The following is a 15,425-nucleotide window of genomic DNA, read 5'->3' as shown; positions in this document are numbered from 1 at the left end:
ATGACCCGACCCATCCGTATCGGGCAGATCGTGCCCAGTTCGAACGTCACGATGGAAACCGAAATTCCGGCGCTGCTCCGCGCGCGCGAGGCCATCGCGCCCGAACGCTTCACCTTCCATTCGTCGCGGATGCGGATGAAGCAGGTCACGAAAGAGGAACTCGCGGCGATGGACGCGGACTCCGACCGCTGCGCGCTCGAACTGTCCGACGCTGCGGTCGATGTGCTCGGCTATGCCTGCCTCGTCGCGATCATGAGCATGGGCGAGGGCTACCACCGGGTATCGGAGGCGCGGCTGCACCAGCGCACGGTCGATAACGGCCACGCCGCGCCGGTCGTCACCAGCGCGGGTGCGCTGGTCGAGGGGCTCAAGACGTTGCACGCGAAGCGTATCGCGCTCGTCGCGCCCTATATGAAGCCGCTGACCGAGATGGTCGTCGGCTATATCGCGAAGGAGGGGGTCGAGGTCGCCGACTCGCTCGCGCTCGAAATTCCCGACAACCTCGAGGTGGCGGCGCAGGATCCCGCGAATTTGCTCGACCATTACAAGCGGCTCGACCTTTCCGGGATCGACGCGCTCGTTCTCTCGGCGTGCGTGCAGATGCCTTCGTTGCCGGCGGTGCAGAGGGTCGAGGACGCCATCGGCAAACCCGTGATATCGGCGGCGATTTGCACGGCGCACCAGATGCTCGCGCGGCTTGGGCTTTCGACGCGGGTTCCGGGCGCCGGCGCGCTGCTTTCCGGCCGTTATTGAGCCGATACCGATCCTGCCAATCTGGCGCTTAATTCCGCAATCGCGCCGCCGTAAATTATGCAAAATGCGACATTCACCCCCAACGAGTGCGCGCGTTTTTCCGGACCTTGCCGATGATAATGTTAACTATGATCCGCAACATGATTGAATTGTAAGACTAATTCTAGTATTTTGATGACGTGGGGATTGTGTATTTGCAGTATAGACAAACACTTATGCTTGTTTTGCTGCTTCGATAAGGTGGACGGCATGAACCAGCATCGCTTCTCGGATCCGGCAGAGGAGCGGGATATCGCCGCCGCCGCCGATCGCCGCGAAGGCGATCGCTATCGCACGGTCTGGCGGATCGCCAAGGTGATGCGCAACGGTGACGCGGGCTTGTGGCGGGTCCGCAATATTTCCGATCGCGGCATGATGCTCGCGGCCGACGTCCCGATCGCCGTCGGCGAAAAGCTGGAGGTTGCGCTTTCGGATACCGTTATGATCCGTGGGGAGGTCGTCTGGTCGGACGCGGGCCGATGCGGCGTTTCGTTCGACAAGGAAGTCGATGTCGCCGACGTGCTCAAGAAATTGGCGGCCGAACAGCGCGCCACCGGCTATCGCCAACCCCGCCTGCAGGTGCACACGAAGGCGCAGGCGGTGACCGACGAAGGCGCGGCGACCGATATCGAACTGGTGGACCTGTCGCAGAATGGCGCCGGTTTCGTCCACGACGGGCATCTCGAGGTCGGCAAGGAATTCAACCTAGTGCTCGCGGGCGACGTCAAGCGCCGTGCGATCGTGCGCTGGTCGCGCGGCGGGCGCGGTGGCCTGTGGCTGACGCAGCCGCTCGACCGTGCCGACCTTGAAAGCATCCGCCGCTTCGAAAGCTGAAGCTAGGCCGCGCTCCGCACGATCCTGGCCCATGGATTGAGGTCGGGTTCGGCGATCTTGACCAGCCTGTTGCGGTCGCGGTGCAGGAAGGGCTCGTCGCGGCCCTTCACCGTCAATGTCGTGTCGGACACATAGCTCCACGACCCATCGTCGTGGAAATCGACCGTCAGTTGATAGGCGTCGGTGCGAAAGGCGAGGTCGAGAAAGCTCGTCGAACAGATGCCATATTCGGTTTGACCGCGTTCCGCCTTGACGACGAGGCGCTTGCTATCGGGCTCGGCGTGACCCGATGCGATGGCAATTTGTCCGCGCGGGATCGCCAGCGTTTGCAGGATCAGGCCGGTCGACGCCTCGTAAAGCCAGTAACCGACCTGGTCGTGGAAGCTGATATCCTCCTCGCGCGTGTTGACGTGCTGGTGATAGCGCAGGCCGTAGAAGAGTTGCGGTCCGTTCGCCTGCGGGTCGATCGGCTGCATCTCGATCCGCTCATAATATTGGCGCGTCTCGGGGCCGTCGGCCTTGGGGTTGATATCGACCCCGCGTTGCCCCTCCCAGATGCCCGCCAGCCGCCGCAGGGGGCCGAGATTGGCGAGCGTTTCGGGATCGACGTCCTCGGGCTCGGTGAAGATATCGTCGGGTATTTCCATCGCTTTCCCCCTTCGACGGCGATCAGATGTCCTCGACCAGTCGCCCGTAAAGCTGCGGCCGGCGGTCGCGGAAGAAGCCCATGCCGGCGCGGTGTTTTGCGGCGCGGTCGAGATCGATCGTCTGGGTGAGCACACCCGTCTCGCTCGCGCCGAACGCCTGCGTCATGTCGCCCCATTCGTCGGTGATGAAGCTGTGGCCATAGAAATTGGCGTCGCCTTCGGTCCCGATGCGGTTCGCCGCGATCACCGGCATGCAGTTCGACACGCTGTGCCCCTGCATCGCGCGGCGCCACATGCGGCTGGTGTCGAGGTCGGCATCATAGGGTTCGCTGCCGATCGCGGTTGGATAGAAAAGCAGTTCGGCCCCCATCAGCGCCATCGCGCGCGCGCATTCGGGATACCATTGGTCCCAGCAGACGCCGACGCCGATGCGCGTGCCGAACACGTCCCAGACCTTGAAGCCCGTGTTGCCGGGGCGGAAATAATATTTCTCTTCATATCCGGGCCCGTCGGGAATGTGGCTTTTGCGATACGTCCCCATGATCGCCCCGTCGGGGCCGATCATCGCGAGCGTGTTGTAATAATGCGGCCCGTCCTTCTCGAAGAAGCTCGTCGGAATCGCGACCTTCAGTTTGATGGCGAGCGCCTGCATCGCGACGACGCTCGGATGCTCGGTCGTCGGGCGGGCGGTCGCGAACAGTTCCTCGTCCTCGACCTGGCAGAAATAGGGGCCTTCGAAGAGTTCGGGCGGCAGGATGATTTGCGCGCCTTGTCCCGCGGCTTCTTCGACGAGCGCTGACACGGCCTCGATGTTGGGCTGGACAGGGCCGGGCAGGGGAAGCTGTAACGCGGCGACGGTGATGGTGCGGGTCATGGGGCTGGATATAAGCGAGCCCGCGCATCTTGCCAGAGCAAAAGCCCGCGACCCGTTCACGTCATCCCGGCCTTCGCCGGGATGACGTGAAGAAGATCAACTGGGAAGCTGCTGGCTGGAACAGTGGAAGCTCCCGCCGCCAACGATGATCCCCCGCGCGGGCACGCCGACCGCGCGGCGATCGGGGAAGAGCGCGGCGAGCGTGTCGACTGCTGCCTGATCGTTGGGAACGCCATAGGTCGGCACGACGACAACGCTGTTGCCAATGTAGAAGTTCATATAGCTCGCCGCCGCGATCTCTCCGCCCACTTCCACGCGGCCGGGCGAGGGCAGGTCGACGATTTCGACGCCGCCGAACGCCGCAGTGCGTGCGCGCGCGTCGGCATAGATATGCGCGTTGGGATCATCCTTCCCCGCCGCGACGGGCAGCGCGAGGCGGCCCTCGCCGACGAAGCGCGCGAGATTGTCGACATGGCCGTCGGTATGGTCACCGACGAGCCCTTTGCCCAGCCACAGCAGCCGGTCGATGCCGAGCGACTGGCGGAGCCGCACCGCGATATCCTCGCGCGTTAGCGTCGGATTGCGGTTGGGGTTGAGCAGGCATTCCTCGGTGGTGACGCACAGGCCGGTGCCATCGACGTCGATCGCCCCGCCTTCGAGCACCCAGTCGAGATGCTGCGTCGGCAGGTCCGCGTGCGCGGCCAGGATCGCCCCGATCTCCCGGTCGCCGGGCATCACGAACTTGTTGCCCCACCAATTGAAGTCGAAATTGCGCGCCTCGCGTTCGGGGCCGGTGCCGACGATGATAGGGCCCGTGTCACGCAGCCAGATATCGCCAAAGGGAGCCACGAACAACTGCACACCCTCGTCGACGAGTGCCTCAGCGATGTCGGCATTTTCATGGTCGCGAACGAGAAGGTGCACCTTCTCCCCGCGCCCGCCGTCGTGGACGGCGTTGGCGAAGGCCGCGACATCCCGACGCGCCGCGTCGATCTGTCCCGCCCACTCGTCTTCGAGGTGCGGGAAGCCAATCCAGACGGCGTCGTGCGGCGCCCATTCAGCAGGCATTTTCAGCGTCATCTGACTTCTCGCTTTTTTAAAGCTCACCAAACTCCGTTCGCCCTGAGCCTGTCGAAGGGCCGTTCTTTCTTTCGGCGTCGAATAAGAACGGTGCTTCGACAGGCTCAGCACGAACGGGAAAAGGGATGTCTTATTTCGCTGCGGCGCGCGACTTGTCGCGGGCGGCGCGGAATTCGTCGCCCTCGACCCAGTTCGGCCACGCGTCGGTCATCGCGAGCATCCGCCCTGCGGCATAATAGAGGCGCAGGTCCGACATCATGCCGCCCCAGTTGGTGATCGCCTCATACTCGTCGCCCGGCGCATGATAGCGGTTCTTCTCATAATCTTCCGACGCCTTCTGGCCGGCTTCGACCCCGCCTTCGACGAGATCCTCGCCGCTGCCGAAGTTGAACATCGGCACGCCGAGCTTGGCGAAGCTGAAGTGGTCGGAACGATAATAGAAGCCCTTTTCGGGGGTCGGCTCGGCCTTGACCGTGCGGGCCTCCATCTTGGCGAGTTTTTCGACATAGGCGTCGAGTTCGGACTTGCCGCCGCCCACGACGACGATGTCCTTCGCCGGACCGCTCGCGTTCAATGCGTCCATGTTCACGCCGCCCACCGTCTGCGCGAGCGGGAAGATCGGGTTTTCGGCATAATATTTCGAGCCGAGCAGACCCGATTCCTCGGCCGTTACGGCAAGGAAGACGATGCTGCGATCGGGCGCGCCGACCTTCTGGAACGCCTGCGCCAGCGTCACCAGACCGGCGATGCCGCTCGCATTGTCGACCGCACCGTTGCAGATGTCGTCGCCGGCGACGGGCGTGCAGCGGCCGAGGTGATCCCAGTGGCCGGTGTAGAGAACATATTCGTCGGGACGTTTGGTGCCCGGCAGGACGCCGATGACGTTGCGCGACATCTTCTTCGAAATCGCATTATCGAAGTTGAAGTTCGCCTTCACGCCGGTCAGCGCGACGGGCTTGAACCCCTTCTTCTTGGCGGCCTCGCGCAGCTTGTCGAAGTCCTGGCCCGCGCTTGCGAACAATTCCTTCGCCTTGGGAAGCTGGATCCAGCCGTTGGCGACCGTCTGGTCGGCGCCGCCATTCTTGCTGTCGGCCAGATATTGCGTGCCGGTGTTGCTCGATTCGACAACGTTCCAGCCATAGGCGGCGGGTTCGGTGTCGTGGACGATCAGCACCGCCGCGGCGCCCTGCCGCGCGGCTTCCTCATATTTATAGCTCCAACGGCCGTAATAGGTCATCGCGCGGCCGTTGAACTCGCCCTTGGCTTCCTTGGTCTGCCAGTCGGGATCGTTAACGAGGACGACGACGGTCTTCCCCTTCACATCGAGCCCGGCATAGTCGTTCCAGCCCTTTTCGGGGGCGTTGATGCCATAGCCGACGAAGACGACGTCGCTGTCCTTGACCTCGGTCTTCGGCTGGACGCGATAGCTGAACGCGACATAGTCTTTCGCATATTGCGCGGTGACCGGCGTCTTGCTGCCGGTGAAGGTGAGCGGTGTCGCATTTTTCGCGGTGATTTCGACCAGCGGAACATCCTGCGTCCAGCTGCCGTTGTTCCCGGGCTTCAGCCCCGCTTCCTCATATTTCTTGATGATATAGGCGACGGTCTTTTCCTCGCCCGCGGTGCCGGGCGCGCGGCCCTCATAGGCGTCCGACGACAATTCCTTGGTCACCTCCTGCAACGTCGCGAGCGACAGTTCGGGGATCTCGACGTCGGGGATCGTAACGGTCGACGTGGCTGTCTTGTCCGACGCATTGCACGCGGCAACGGTCAGAAGAACCGCAAGGGCTGCGGTCGAGCGGGGGAAGCGAAGCATGGAAATTCCTCGGGTTTTCGTATTCGACCGCGGGCTTGTGCCAGCCCGGTGCGGAGGGTGCAAGCGCCGCTTGTGGGACTTTCAGCGCTTGGAAAAGCGGACGCCGGCTTTTAGAGAAGCAAAAGGGGACCGAATAACAGGGGGATGGATATGCGGGGGCGCTGGCTATATTTGCTGGGTTTGGGGATTGCCGCGGGGGCCGCGCACGCACAGGAGGGAGACGTCGCACGCCGCTTCGGTACGCTTGACGGCGTCACGCAGGTCAGCTTGTCGCCTGACGGGCAGCGCCTTGCCTTTCTGGCCCCGAACAAGGGACAGGCGAACGATCTGTTCGTCGTCGATATTGCCGACGGGGCCTTGCCCCGCCGCATCTTGCGCGCAAGCGGCGACCCCGAAATCCTGCGCTGGTGCAGATGGGCGACCGACGCGCGGCTGGTCTGCCAGATCGGCGGCCGGGAGAAGGTGGGCGAGTTCATCTATGGCTTTTCATCGCTGCTGGGCGTCGATGCCGCGGGCGGCAACGTCAAGTCGCTGAGCATCCGGCGCGGCGACAATGCGCTGGGGATCGATTTCCGCGGTGGCAGCGTCATCGACTGGCAGCCGGGACCGCCGGGCAGCGTATTGATGATGCGCAGCCATGTTCCCGAGGCGAACCGCCGTACGGCTTCCCTGATCACCAAGGATGAGGAGGGGATGGGGGTCGACCTGGTGAATGTCATCGAAGGCTCGGTGAAGGTCGTCGAGAAACCCCGGCGCGACACCATCGAATATATCACCGACGGCAAAGGCGAAGTGCGCATCATGGGCACCCAGCCGATGGAAGGACGGACGGACAACCTCAGCCGGATCGTGCGTTATTTCTACAAGCCTGCAGGTGGCGGTGACTGGCAGCAGTTATCGTCGATTGACACATTGTCGCGCGAGGGATTTGAGCCCTGGACGGTTGACGCGGCGACCGATCGTGCGATCGGCTTCGGCAAGATCGACGGGCGCCTTGCGGTCATGGCGGTGAAGCTTGATGGAACGGGGAAGGGCGAAACCCTCTATCGCCATCCCGAAGTCGATGTCGATGCGCTGGTTCGTGTCGGCCGCGATCAGCGCGTGGTGGGTGCGACTTATGCCACCGATCGCCGCCAGATGGTGACGACCGACCCCCAGGTCGCGGCGATGGCCAACTCCTTGTCACGCGCGCTTGGTGGCCGCCAGGTTTATTTCGTCGATGCGTCGGCCGATGAATCGCATTGGTTGCTGTGGGCCGGATCGGACGTCGATCCGGGGCGCTATTATCGTTATACACCCGCGCTAAAACAGCTGCGCCCGCTGCTTGAAGACCGGCCCTTGTTGTCGGGACTGACGCTCGCGCCGGTCAAGGCGGTACGCTATCCTGCGTCCGACGGTACGATGATCCCCGGTTATCTGACGCTCCCTCCGGGACGCAGCGATGCCAAGGGCCTGCCGGCGATCGTCATGCCGCATGGCGGGCCGTCTTCGCGCGACGAATGGGGGTTCGACTGGCTCGCGCAATATTTCGCCCAAGAAGGCTTCGCGGTCGTCCAGCCCAATTACCGCGGATCGTCGGGCTATGGCGACCAATGGTATCAGAACAATGGGTTCCAGTCGTGGAAGGTCGCGATCGGCGATGTGAGCGACGCCGGCCGGTGGATATTGGCCCAAGGGGCCGATCCCGCCAAATTGTCGATCGTCGGCTGGTCCTATGGCGGCTATGCCGCGTTGCAGTCGGGTGTCGTCGCGCCCGACCTGTTCCGTGCGATTGTCGCGATCGCACCGGTGACCGATCTCAGCAGATTGAAGACCGAAAGTGCCCGCTATACCAGCGGCGCGATCGTTCGCGATTTCATCGGTTCGGGTCCCCACATCCGCGAGGGGTCGCCGGCCCAGAATGCCGGCCGCATCGTAGCGCCGGTGCTCATGTTCCACGGAACGCTGGACCAGAATGTCGATATCGACCAGTCGCGGATCATGCGCGGTGCGTTGGCCTCCGCCGGAAAGAAGGTTGAGCTGGTCGAATATCCCGGCCTTGCGCACGGCCTGAGCGACAGCGACACGCGCACAGCGATGCTCGCGCAGATTACGCGGTTCCTGCCACACTGAACGAAAAAGGGGCGGTCCGTTTCCGGACCGCCCCTCGCAATTTCGCAATCGAACCGATCAGCGCGAATAGAATTCGACGACCAGGTTCGGTTCCATCTTCACCGGATAGGGCACTTCGTCGAGTGTCGGGACGCGGACATAGGTCGACTTGGTGCCGTCAACCGACAGATATTCGGGCAGGTCGCGCTCGGGCAGGCTCTGCGCTTCGGCGACCAGCGCCATTTCCTGCGCCTTCTTGCCGAGGGTGACTTCGTCGCCCGGCTTCACGAGGCGGCTCGCGACGTTGCACTTCACGCCGTTCACATAGACGTGACCATGGCTGACGAGCTGACGCGCCGAGAAGATCGTCGGGGTGAACTTCGAGCGATAGACCACGGCGTCGAGGCGGCGCTCGAGCAGGCCGATCAGGTTCTGGCCGGTGTCGCCCTTCATGCGCGATGCTTCGAAATAGTTCTTCTTGAACTGCTTTTCGGTGATGTCGCCGTAATAGCCCTTCAGCTTCTGCTTCGCGCGGAGCTGGATACCGAAGTCGGACATCTTGCCCTTGCGGCGCTGGCCGTGCTGGCCGGGGCCATATTCGCGGCGGTTGACCGGGCTTTTCGGACGCCCCCAGATGTTTTCGCCCATCCGGCGGTCGAGTTTATACTTGGCGCTCTGGCGCTTCGACATATGTCGTCTCCAATATGCTGTTTGCCGAAGGATTTCGGCGGTTCCCGGGTCGCACCATATGGACGGGATGCCATATGCGACCGCCGCTTCACCGGGGTGCGGGGTCCATTGCGAAGGCGCGCGGTTAGACGGGGAGGGGCGGAAAGTCAAGCCGCAAGCCCGCCGCTCGACAGCGGCGAAAAAGCCGCTAAAGGCTGCGCGCATGACGTCCGCCAAACTTCCCGAACGATGCGAAACGATGACCGAAGTCCGCGCCGGGGTCGATCAGGTCGACCGCGAACTCGTCGCGCTGCTCGTCCGCCGCTTCGGCTATATGGACGCGGCCGCGCGCATCAAGGCCGACCGCAATGCCGTCCGCGACGAAGCGCGCAAGGCCGAGGTGCTGGCCAACGTGGCGCGTGAGGCCGAGGCCGCCGGACTGGAGCCCGAGCGGCTGCGCGCGGTGTGGAACGAGCTGGTCGAACAGTCGATCGCCTATGAGGCGACCGAATGGGATCGTCTGCGCGCCGGTCGCTGATCCTAGTTGGTGGCGCCGGCGGGCGGTGCGTCGGTCGCCGCCTGTTCTGTCTCTTCTTTGGGTTTCGCGGGCTCTGCCACGGTGCGGCACACGCGCTTCGGTACCGTGCTTCCGGTGACCTCGATCTTCGTACAGACCTTTTTGGGCTTTGCCGCTTTGGCCGGAGGGGTGTCGGTCCCGCTGGCGGCGGTCATGGCCAAGGCCAGGGAAAGTATTGCGGAAATCATAAAGCTATTCGCTCCTTGAAGGACCGTGCCTTCTAAGAGCGCGATGCGCGATTGTCGAGGTCGATACTCAACGCGCTCTTGGGGTGCGGCCAAGCGCCGTAATAATGCCGTGCATCATACGGACGTCATTATACGACCAGCCCGCCTTGGTCAGCGCGGTGCGCAAGGTGCGCAGCGTCATTTCGCGTCGTTCGGGCGGAAAGAAATATCCGCTCTTGTCGAGGTCGCGGACCAGATGCTCGATGAATTCTTCCAGCACGCCATGTTCGGCCGGGGGATCGAGCGGGACCTCGGGCGGGCTCGCCAGCGCGACGCCCTTCGACCATTCATAGGCGAGCAGAATCACCGCCTGCGCAAGATTGAGCGAGGCGAATTCTGGGTTGATCGGCACGGTGACGATCTTGTGCGCCAGCGTGACATCGTCGGTCTCGAGCCCCGAACGTTCGGGGCCGAAGACATAGGCCGAACGCCCCGCGCTGCCATGGACCTCGCCCGCCGCCGCCTCCGGGGTCAGCACCGGCTTGGTCACGCCGCGCTTGCGAACCGTGGTGGCATAGATGGTCGTGCAGTCGGCGACGGCGTCGGCGAGCGTGTCGAAAACCTGCGCTTCGGCCAGCACGGTGTCGGCGCCCGACGCCGCGGGCCCCGCATCGGGATTGGGCCAGCCGTCGCGCGGGGCGACGAGGCGCATTTCGGTCAGCCCGAAATTGAGCATCGCGCGCGCCGCCTTGCCGATATTCTCACCAAGCTGCGGACGGACGAGGACGATGACGGGGGGCGGAGCCGCGGTCATTTGATCGGCCGGGCCGCCTCGGTGATCGTCGAGGCGAATTCCTCGAAATCCTTGGCTTCGGTGAAATCGCGATAGACGCTGGCGAAGCGGATATAGGCGACATTGTCGAAGCCCTTGAGCGCTTCCATCACCATCGCGCCGATTTGCGACGCCTGCACCTCATTCTCGCCCGAAGTTTCGAGCTGGCGCTGAATGCCCGACACGAGGCGCTCGATCCGCGCGCCGTCGATCGGGCGCTTGCGGCAAGCGATCTGGACGCTGCGCATCAATTTCTCGCGGTCAAAGGGTTCGCGCGTCCCACCCGCCTTGAGCACGGCGACCTCGCGGAGCTGGATGCGCTCGAAGGTCGTGAAGCGCGCGCCGCAATCCTCGCACTGGCGGCGGCGGCGGATGGCGGCGCCGTCCTCGGTCGGACGGCTGTCCTTCACCTGGCTGTCTTCATGTCCGCAATAGGGGCAGCGCATGGGTCAGCGCTTCACCCGGCTGTAAAGCGCGATGGCGGCGCCCGCGAACAGGCCGACCGGCCATGTCACGACGGGCAGCACCGCACCCGCGATCGCGCCGACGACGCCGCCGGTCAGGACGGGGCGTGTCGAGGGATGGTTCATCCCCTGCTTGCCCATCGCCTTGACCTCTTCGATCGAGAGTTCAACGAGCGTCGGTTCCTCGGGGTGCTGCCGCGCCATTGTTTTATCCCTGATAGATGGGGAAGCGCTCGCACAGCGCGCGCACGCGGCCGCGGACATTCGCTTCGACGTCGGCATCGCCATGCTCGCCCTTGTCGCGCAGCGCCTCGAGCACGTCGGCGACCATGTCGCCGATTTCCTCGAACTCGGCGATGCCGAAACCGCGCGTCGTGCCCGCGGGCGATCCAACGCGGATGCCGCTGGTCTTGACCGGCGGCAGCGGGTCGAAGGGGATGCCGTTCTTGTTGCAGGTGATCGCGCTGCGCTCGAGCGCCTCGTCGGCGTCGCGCCCGGTGACGCCGAGCGGGCGGAGGTCGATGAGGGCAAGGTGCGTGTCGGTGCCGCCCGCGACGATGTCGGCGCCGCGCGCCTTCAGCCGGTTCGCCAGCGCCTGCGCATTGGCGATCGTCGCCTTCGCATAATCCTTGAATTCGGGACGCAGCGCTTCGCCGAACGCCACGGCTTTCGCGGCGATGACGTGCATCAGCGGGCCGCCCTGAAGGCCGGGGAAGACCGCCGAGTTGATGCGCTTGGCGATCGCTTCGTCGTTGGTCAGGATCATGCCGCCGCGCGGGCCGCGCAGCGTCTTGTGCGTCGTCGTGGTGACGACATGCGCATGTTCCATCGGCGAGGGGTGCGCGCCACCGGCGACGAGGCCAGCGAAATGCGCCATGTCGACCATCAGCAGCGCGCCGACGTCATCGGCGATGGCTCGGAAGCGCGCGAAGTCGAGCGTGCGCGGATAGGCCGAACCGCCCGCGATGATCAGCGACGGGCGATGCTCCCTCGCCAGCGTCTCGACCTGGTCGAAATCGACGAGATGGTCGTCGGCACGCACGCCGTACTGAACCGCGTTGAACCATTTGCCCGACATCGCAGGCGGCGCGCCGTGGGTCAGGTGGCCGCCGGCGTCGAGGCTCATGCCGAGGATCGTCGCGCCGGGCTTGGTCAGCGCGAGCATCACCGCGCCGTTCGCCTGCGCCCCCGAATGCGGCTGGACGTTCGCATAGCCGCAATCGAAAAGCTGCTTCGCGCGGTCGATCGCGAGGGTTTCGACCTCGTCCGACGGAGCGCAGCCCTGATAATAGCGGCGGCCGGGGTAGCCCTCGGCATATTTGTTGGTGAAGACGCTGCCCTGCGCTTCGAGCACCGCTTTCGAAACGATATTCTCGCTCGCGATCAGTTCGATCTGATGTTGTTCGCGTTCGAGTTCGTGCTTCATTGCCGCGGCAACCGCAGGGTCTACCGTGCCGACACCATCGGTGAAATAGCCGGCCGATTTGATGGGCTTGGCGAGCGTTTCTGTGGTCATCGGCTGGTCTCCAGTTGAGGCGGATTCGAAAGCTTGTCGACGCGGCGCGCGTGGCGGTCGCCGGCGAAATCGGTGATCAGGAAGGCGTCGAGGCACGCCTTGGCCATGTCGATACCCGTCAGGCGTGCGCCCATCGCGATGACGTTCGCGTCATTATGCTCGCGCGCGAGCTTCGCCGACAGCGGTTCGGACACCAGCGCGCAGCGCGCGGCGGGGTTGCGGTTGACCGAGATAGAAATGCCGATGCCCGATCCGCACAGCGCCACGCCGCGTTCCGCACGGCCATCGGCGATCGCTTCGGCGAGGCGATAGCCATAATCGGGATAATCGACGCTGTCGGGACCGTTGGTGCCGAGGTCTTCAACTTCATGCCCCTTTTCGCGCAGCCAGTCGGCAAGCAGGGCTTTCAGTTCGTAAGCGGCGTGGTCGGAGGCGATGGCGATGCGCATGGTGCGGCTCCCGCAGGGCATAAGGGAATCGATGTCGGCCCTTTAGGCCAAGCCATGCGGATTGGCCATAAGCGAGGTGGCAAATTTGTGACGGCGCCGATAAAGCCGCCCCATGTCCGACACGATCATGTCCATCCTGATGCTGACCGGCGTGCTGCTGACTGGCGGTGCCGTCCTTGTTTTTCGCAAGGGCGACCGCCGCCGCGCGCTGCTGATGCTGGTCGCTGCGCTGGTGATGTTCGCGAATGTCGCGATCTGGCTGATGCCGGTGAAATAGCACTTCGTCATTACAAGCGCAGCGAAGCAATCTCCAGCCATCGGCGTGAACTGCCGCACGCTGGAGATCGCGTCGTCGCTTTGCTCCTCGCGATGACGGGTTTAACGGATCGGCGAATCGGGCGCGAGCCGCATATCCAGATAATTGTCGAGCGACTTCATCAACTGGTCGAGCTCATGCTCGAAGAAATGGTTGGCGCGCGGGATCTCGTCGTGATGGATCGTGATGCCCTTTTGCGTGCGCAGCTTGTCGACCAGCTTCTGCACCGCGCTCGGCGGCACGATCTCGTCCTGCCCGCCCGCGACGATGATGCCCGACGAGGGGCAGGGGGCGAGGAAGCTGAAGTCGTACATGTTCGCCGGCGGCGCGACCGAAAGGAAGCCGCGGATTTCGGGACGGCGCATCAAAAGCTGCATGCCGATCCACGCGCCGAAGCTGAAGCCCGCGACCCAGGTCGTCTGCGCCTCGGGATGGATCGACTGGACCCAGTCGAGCGCCGATGCGGCGTCGCTAAGCTCGCCGATGCCGTTGTCGAACGTGCCCTGGCTGCGGCCGACGCCGCGGAAGTTGAAGCGCAGCACCGCGAAACCGCGCGCGACGAAGCTCTTGTACATCGCCTGCGTGATGCGGTCGTTCATCGTGCCGCCGCCCTGCGGATGCGGGTGGAGAATCAGCGCGACCGGCGCGCGCGGGCGCGGCGGGGGCGAGAAACGGCCTTCGATGCGGCCTTCGGGGCCGGGGAAAATAACGTCGGGCATGGGAGCACCTCTTATCTTTTATGGCTGGCCGCCGAATCGCCGGGTTGGCAGGGTGGCGGAGCGAAGATGGCGCCTATATAGAAAATAGGTCGCAACTTGCAACTTTTGCGAATCGCTCGCAACAAGGATTTTCGCCCCGGATGATTTACCTCGACTATCAAGCCACTACGCCGCTCGCTCCTGAAGCGCGCGAGGCGATGCTGCGCTGGCTAGAGGGGCCGGACGGGGAGGATGGTTTTGCGAATCCATCGAGCACGCACAAGGCCGGCCGCGCCGCAGCCGCCGCGGTCGAGGTCGCGCGCGACCAGGTTGCGGCGCTGCTCCCCAAAGGCGGCCGCCTCTTCTTCACCTCGGGTGCGACCGAGGCGCTCAACTGGGCCCTGCTGCGCGGCGCCGAGTCGATGCCCGGCGGCGTCGCGGGGCTCAGCATCGAACATGCCGCCTCGCTGCAATGTCTCGAGCGGTTGAACGCGGCGATCCTGCCGGTCGATGACAAGGGGCTGGCGCTGTCGCCTGATGATGCGATGATCCCCCATAACGGCATCGTCGCGACGATGCTGGTGAACAACGAGGTCGGCACGATCCAGCCCGTCGCCGATTTCGCCGCCGCCGCCCATGCGAAAAACAGCCTGCTGCTCTGCGACGCGGTGCAGGGTTACGGCCGCGTCGCCATCCCCGACGGTGCCGACCTGATCGCGCTGTCGGCGCACAAGATCCACGGGCCCAAGGGTATCGGCGCGCTGTGGGTCAGGGACGGCGTCGACCTGCCGCCGCTGATGTTCGGCGGCGCGCAGGAGCAGGGGATGCGATCGGGCACCGTGTCGCCTGCGCTCTGTGCCGGGTTCGGCGCTGCGGCGGCGCTCGCCGCCGAGCGGTTCGACAAGGACGCAAGCCATGTCGAGCGGCTCTGGTCGCTCGCGCTCGATATGCTCCCCGAATGGACGATCAATGGCGATGCCAACCGCCGCTACCACGGCAATCTCAACATCCGGCGCGAAGGCGTGAACGGCCTGCGCCTGATGTCCGACGCACGCGAAATCGCCTTCTCGCTCGGTAGCGCGTGCGGCAGCGGTTCGGGCAAGGTCAGCCATGTGCTGCGCGCGATGGGCGTCAGCGAAGCCGACGCCCGCGCCTCGATCCGCCTCGGCTGGGGGCGATACACCAGCGAGCAGGACTTGCGCGCGGGCCTGACAGCGATCAAGGCGGCGGCGCGGCTGCAGGGGGTGAACTGATGCGCGTCACCTTCATCCACGCCGATGGCAAGCAGCGCACCGAGGCCGAGGCGCAGCCCGGCGATATCCTGCTCGACGTCGCGCAGGCGCATATGATGCCGCTCGAAGGGACATGCGAAGGCCAGATGGCCTGTTCGACCTGCCACGTCATCGTGGCGAAGGAGGATTTCGACCGCCTGCCGCCCGCGAGCGAGATGGAAGAGGATATGCTCGACCTCGCCGCGGGGGTGCGGCGGACCAGCCGGCTGTCGTGCCAGATCGTCCTGACGGCGGATATGGATGGGATGACCGTGCATATCCCGGCGGAAAGCCGCAACATGCAAGGGCCGCGCTGACCGGTTTCTACCGGA

Annotated in this window: 19 protein-coding genes; 7 read left to right on the top strand and 12 right to left on the bottom strand. The window is 64.5% G+C overall.

Annotated elements, in window-relative coordinates:
- The gene (locus tag VSX79_RS10310) at positions 1–753 is read left to right on the top strand and encodes a maleate cis-trans isomerase family protein (RefSeq protein ID WP_306455566.1); all 753 of its coding nucleotides are present in this window, start codon (positions 1–3) and stop codon (positions 751–753) included.
- Between the two features lie 249 nt (positions 754–1,002).
- Entirely contained in the window at positions 1,003–1,626 is a 624-nt protein-coding gene (locus VSX79_RS10305) for a PilZ domain-containing protein (RefSeq protein WP_179495713.1), read from the top strand.
- Between the two features lie 2 nt (positions 1,627–1,628).
- On the opposite strand, the gene VSX79_RS10300 is transcribed toward VSX79_RS10305, so the two are convergent.
- The 4 genes from VSX79_RS10300 to VSX79_RS10285 all read right to left on the bottom strand — a co-directional run bounded on the left by VSX79_RS10300 (position 1,629) and on the right by VSX79_RS10285 (position 6,043).
- Positions 1,629–2,273, bottom strand: a complete 645-nt coding sequence (locus VSX79_RS10300) for an FABP family protein (protein ID WP_179495715.1) — start codon at positions 2,271–2,273, stop codon at positions 1,629–1,631.
- A 22-nt stretch (positions 2,274–2,295) separates the two neighbouring features.
- On the bottom strand, positions 2,296–3,147 hold the full coding sequence (gene aguB / locus VSX79_RS10295; protein ID WP_326913290.1) for an N-carbamoylputrescine amidase: 852 nt from the start codon (positions 3,145–3,147) through the stop codon (positions 2,296–2,298).
- A 96-nt stretch (positions 3,148–3,243) separates the two neighbouring features.
- Positions 3,244–4,227, bottom strand: a complete 984-nt coding sequence (locus VSX79_RS10290) for an agmatine deiminase family protein (protein ID WP_326913289.1) — start codon at positions 4,225–4,227, stop codon at positions 3,244–3,246.
- A 130-nt stretch (positions 4,228–4,357) separates the two neighbouring features.
- Entirely contained in the window at positions 4,358–6,043 is a 1,686-nt protein-coding gene (locus VSX79_RS10285) for a M28 family metallopeptidase (RefSeq protein ID WP_326913288.1), read from the bottom strand.
- 150 nt (positions 6,044–6,193) lie between these two features.
- Between VSX79_RS10285 and VSX79_RS10280 the strand changes: the two genes are divergently transcribed.
- Positions 6,194–8,155 (top strand): alpha/beta hydrolase family protein, encoded by a 1,962-nt coding sequence (locus VSX79_RS10280; protein ID WP_326913287.1) that lies wholly within the window; start codon positions 6,194–6,196, stop codon positions 8,153–8,155.
- A 57-nt stretch (positions 8,156–8,212) separates the two neighbouring features.
- Here the strand turns inward: VSX79_RS10280 and rpsD are convergent, their stop codons facing one another.
- On the bottom strand, positions 8,213–8,824 hold the full coding sequence (rpsD, locus tag VSX79_RS10275) for a 30S ribosomal protein S4 (RefSeq protein WP_037510385.1): 612 nt from the start codon (positions 8,822–8,824) through the stop codon (positions 8,213–8,215).
- 202 nt (positions 8,825–9,026) lie between these two features.
- Between rpsD and VSX79_RS10270 the strand changes: the two genes are divergently transcribed.
- A complete protein-coding gene (locus VSX79_RS10270; RefSeq protein WP_179495723.1) occupies positions 9,027–9,341 on the top strand; it encodes a chorismate mutase in 315 nt (104 codons plus the stop codon).
- A 2-nt stretch (positions 9,342–9,343) separates the two neighbouring features.
- On the opposite strand, the gene VSX79_RS10265 is transcribed toward VSX79_RS10270, so the two are convergent.
- The 6 genes from VSX79_RS10265 to rpiB form a co-directional block, all read right to left on the bottom strand.
- Complete coding sequence (locus VSX79_RS10265) at positions 9,344–9,568, bottom strand: hypothetical protein (RefSeq protein ID WP_179495725.1); 225 nt, start codon at positions 9,566–9,568, stop codon at positions 9,344–9,346.
- A gap of 67 nt (positions 9,569–9,635) precedes the next feature.
- Positions 9,636–10,361 carry an RNA methyltransferase gene (locus VSX79_RS10260; RefSeq protein ID WP_326913286.1) on the bottom strand — a complete coding sequence of 242 codons (726 nt, stop codon included), beginning with the start codon at positions 10,359–10,361 and terminating at the stop codon, positions 9,636–9,638.
- The gene (gene nrdR / locus VSX79_RS10255; RefSeq protein WP_179495730.1) at positions 10,358–10,825 is read right to left on the bottom strand and encodes a transcriptional regulator NrdR; all 468 of its coding nucleotides are present in this window, start codon (positions 10,823–10,825) and stop codon (positions 10,358–10,360) included. The genes VSX79_RS10260 and nrdR overlap by 4 nt, the downstream gene beginning before the upstream one ends.
- 3 nt (positions 10,826–10,828) lie before the next feature.
- Positions 10,829–11,047, bottom strand: a complete 219-nt coding sequence (locus VSX79_RS10250) for a hypothetical protein (protein ID WP_179495732.1) — start codon at positions 11,045–11,047, stop codon at positions 10,829–10,831.
- A gap of 4 nt (positions 11,048–11,051) precedes the next feature.
- Entirely contained in the window at positions 11,052–12,359 is a 1,308-nt protein-coding gene (gene glyA / locus VSX79_RS10245; protein WP_179495734.1) for a serine hydroxymethyltransferase, read from the bottom strand.
- The gene (rpiB, locus tag VSX79_RS10240) at positions 12,356–12,808 is read right to left on the bottom strand and encodes a ribose 5-phosphate isomerase B (protein ID WP_179495736.1); all 453 of its coding nucleotides are present in this window, start codon (positions 12,806–12,808) and stop codon (positions 12,356–12,358) included. Before rpiB ends, glyA begins: the two co-directional genes overlap by 4 nt.
- 112 nt (positions 12,809–12,920) lie before the next feature.
- Here rpiB and VSX79_RS10235 point away from each other — a divergent pair, with 112 nt between their 5' ends.
- Entirely contained in the window at positions 12,921–13,085 is a 165-nt protein-coding gene (locus tag VSX79_RS10235; RefSeq protein WP_179495738.1) for a hypothetical protein, read from the top strand.
- A 101-nt stretch (positions 13,086–13,186) separates the two neighbouring features.
- Here VSX79_RS10235 and VSX79_RS10230 read toward each other — a convergent pair whose 3' ends face one another.
- Positions 13,187–13,843 (bottom strand): alpha/beta hydrolase, encoded by a 657-nt coding sequence (locus VSX79_RS10230; protein ID WP_011541103.1) that lies wholly within the window; start codon positions 13,841–13,843, stop codon positions 13,187–13,189.
- 140 nt (positions 13,844–13,983) lie between these two features.
- Here VSX79_RS10230 and VSX79_RS10225 point away from each other — a divergent pair, with 140 nt between their 5' ends.
- Entirely contained in the window at positions 13,984–15,075 is a 1,092-nt protein-coding gene (locus VSX79_RS10225; protein ID WP_326913285.1) for a cysteine desulfurase family protein, read from the top strand.
- Positions 15,072–15,410 carry a 2Fe-2S iron-sulfur cluster-binding protein gene (locus VSX79_RS10220; RefSeq protein ID WP_179497328.1) on the top strand — a complete coding sequence of 113 codons (339 nt, stop codon included), beginning with the start codon at positions 15,072–15,074 and terminating at the stop codon, positions 15,408–15,410. Before VSX79_RS10225 ends, VSX79_RS10220 begins: the two co-directional genes overlap by 4 nt.
- Positions 15,411–15,425: the final 15 nt, after the last annotated feature.

It is taken from the genome of Sphingopyxis chilensis (assembly GCF_035930445.1).
Lineage (GTDB): Bacteria > Pseudomonadota > Alphaproteobacteria > Sphingomonadales > Sphingomonadaceae > Sphingopyxis > Sphingopyxis chilensis.
The sequence above is the reverse complement of the archived record's forward strand: the minus strand, read 5'-3'. Positions and strand labels throughout refer to the sequence as shown.

Excerpts from the sequence above, each read along its gene's own strand:
- VSX79_RS10310 (WP_306455566.1), top strand. The coding sequence starts at position 1 with ATGACCCGACCCATCCGTATCGGGCAGATCGTGCCCAGTTCGAACGTC.
- VSX79_RS10305 (WP_179495713.1), top strand. The coding sequence starts at position 1,003 with ATGAACCAGCATCGCTTCTCGGATCCGGCAGAGGAGCGGGATATCGCC.
- VSX79_RS10300 (WP_179495715.1), bottom strand. The coding sequence starts at position 2,273 with ATGGAAATACCCGACGATATCTTCACCGAGCCCGAGGACGTCGATCCC.
- aguB (WP_326913290.1), bottom strand. The coding sequence starts at position 3,147 with ATGACCCGCACCATCACCGTCGCCGCGTTACAGCTTCCCCTGCCCGGC.
- VSX79_RS10290 (WP_326913289.1), bottom strand. The coding sequence starts at position 4,227 with ATGACGCTGAAAATGCCTGCTGAATGGGCGCCGCACGACGCCGTCTGG.
- VSX79_RS10285 (WP_326913288.1), bottom strand. The coding sequence starts at position 6,043 with ATGCTTCGCTTCCCCCGCTCGACCGCAGCCCTTGCGGTTCTTCTGACC.
- VSX79_RS10280 (WP_326913287.1), top strand. The coding sequence starts at position 6,194 with ATGCGGGGGCGCTGGCTATATTTGCTGGGTTTGGGGATTGCCGCGGGG.
- rpsD (WP_037510385.1), bottom strand. The coding sequence starts at position 8,824 with ATGTCGAAGCGCCAGAGCGCCAAGTATAAACTCGACCGCCGGATGGGC.
- VSX79_RS10270 (WP_179495723.1), top strand. The coding sequence starts at position 9,027 with ATGACGTCCGCCAAACTTCCCGAACGATGCGAAACGATGACCGAAGTC.
- VSX79_RS10265 (WP_179495725.1), bottom strand. The coding sequence starts at position 9,568 with ATGATTTCCGCAATACTTTCCCTGGCCTTGGCCATGACCGCCGCCAGC.
- VSX79_RS10260 (WP_326913286.1), bottom strand. The coding sequence starts at position 10,361 with ATGACCGCGGCTCCGCCCCCCGTCATCGTCCTCGTCCGTCCGCAGCTT.
- nrdR (WP_179495730.1), bottom strand. The coding sequence starts at position 10,825 with ATGCGCTGCCCCTATTGCGGACATGAAGACAGCCAGGTGAAGGACAGC.
- VSX79_RS10250 (WP_179495732.1), bottom strand. The coding sequence starts at position 11,047 with ATGGCGCGGCAGCACCCCGAGGAACCGACGCTCGTTGAACTCTCGATC.
- glyA (WP_179495734.1), bottom strand. The coding sequence starts at position 12,359 with ATGACCACAGAAACGCTCGCCAAGCCCATCAAATCGGCCGGCTATTTC.
- rpiB (WP_179495736.1), bottom strand. The coding sequence starts at position 12,808 with ATGCGCATCGCCATCGCCTCCGACCACGCCGCTTACGAACTGAAAGCC.
- VSX79_RS10235 (WP_179495738.1), top strand. The coding sequence starts at position 12,921 with ATGTCCGACACGATCATGTCCATCCTGATGCTGACCGGCGTGCTGCTG.
- VSX79_RS10230 (WP_011541103.1), bottom strand. The coding sequence starts at position 13,843 with ATGCCCGACGTTATTTTCCCCGGCCCCGAAGGCCGCATCGAAGGCCGT.
- VSX79_RS10225 (WP_326913285.1), top strand. The coding sequence starts at position 13,984 with ATGATTTACCTCGACTATCAAGCCACTACGCCGCTCGCTCCTGAAGCG.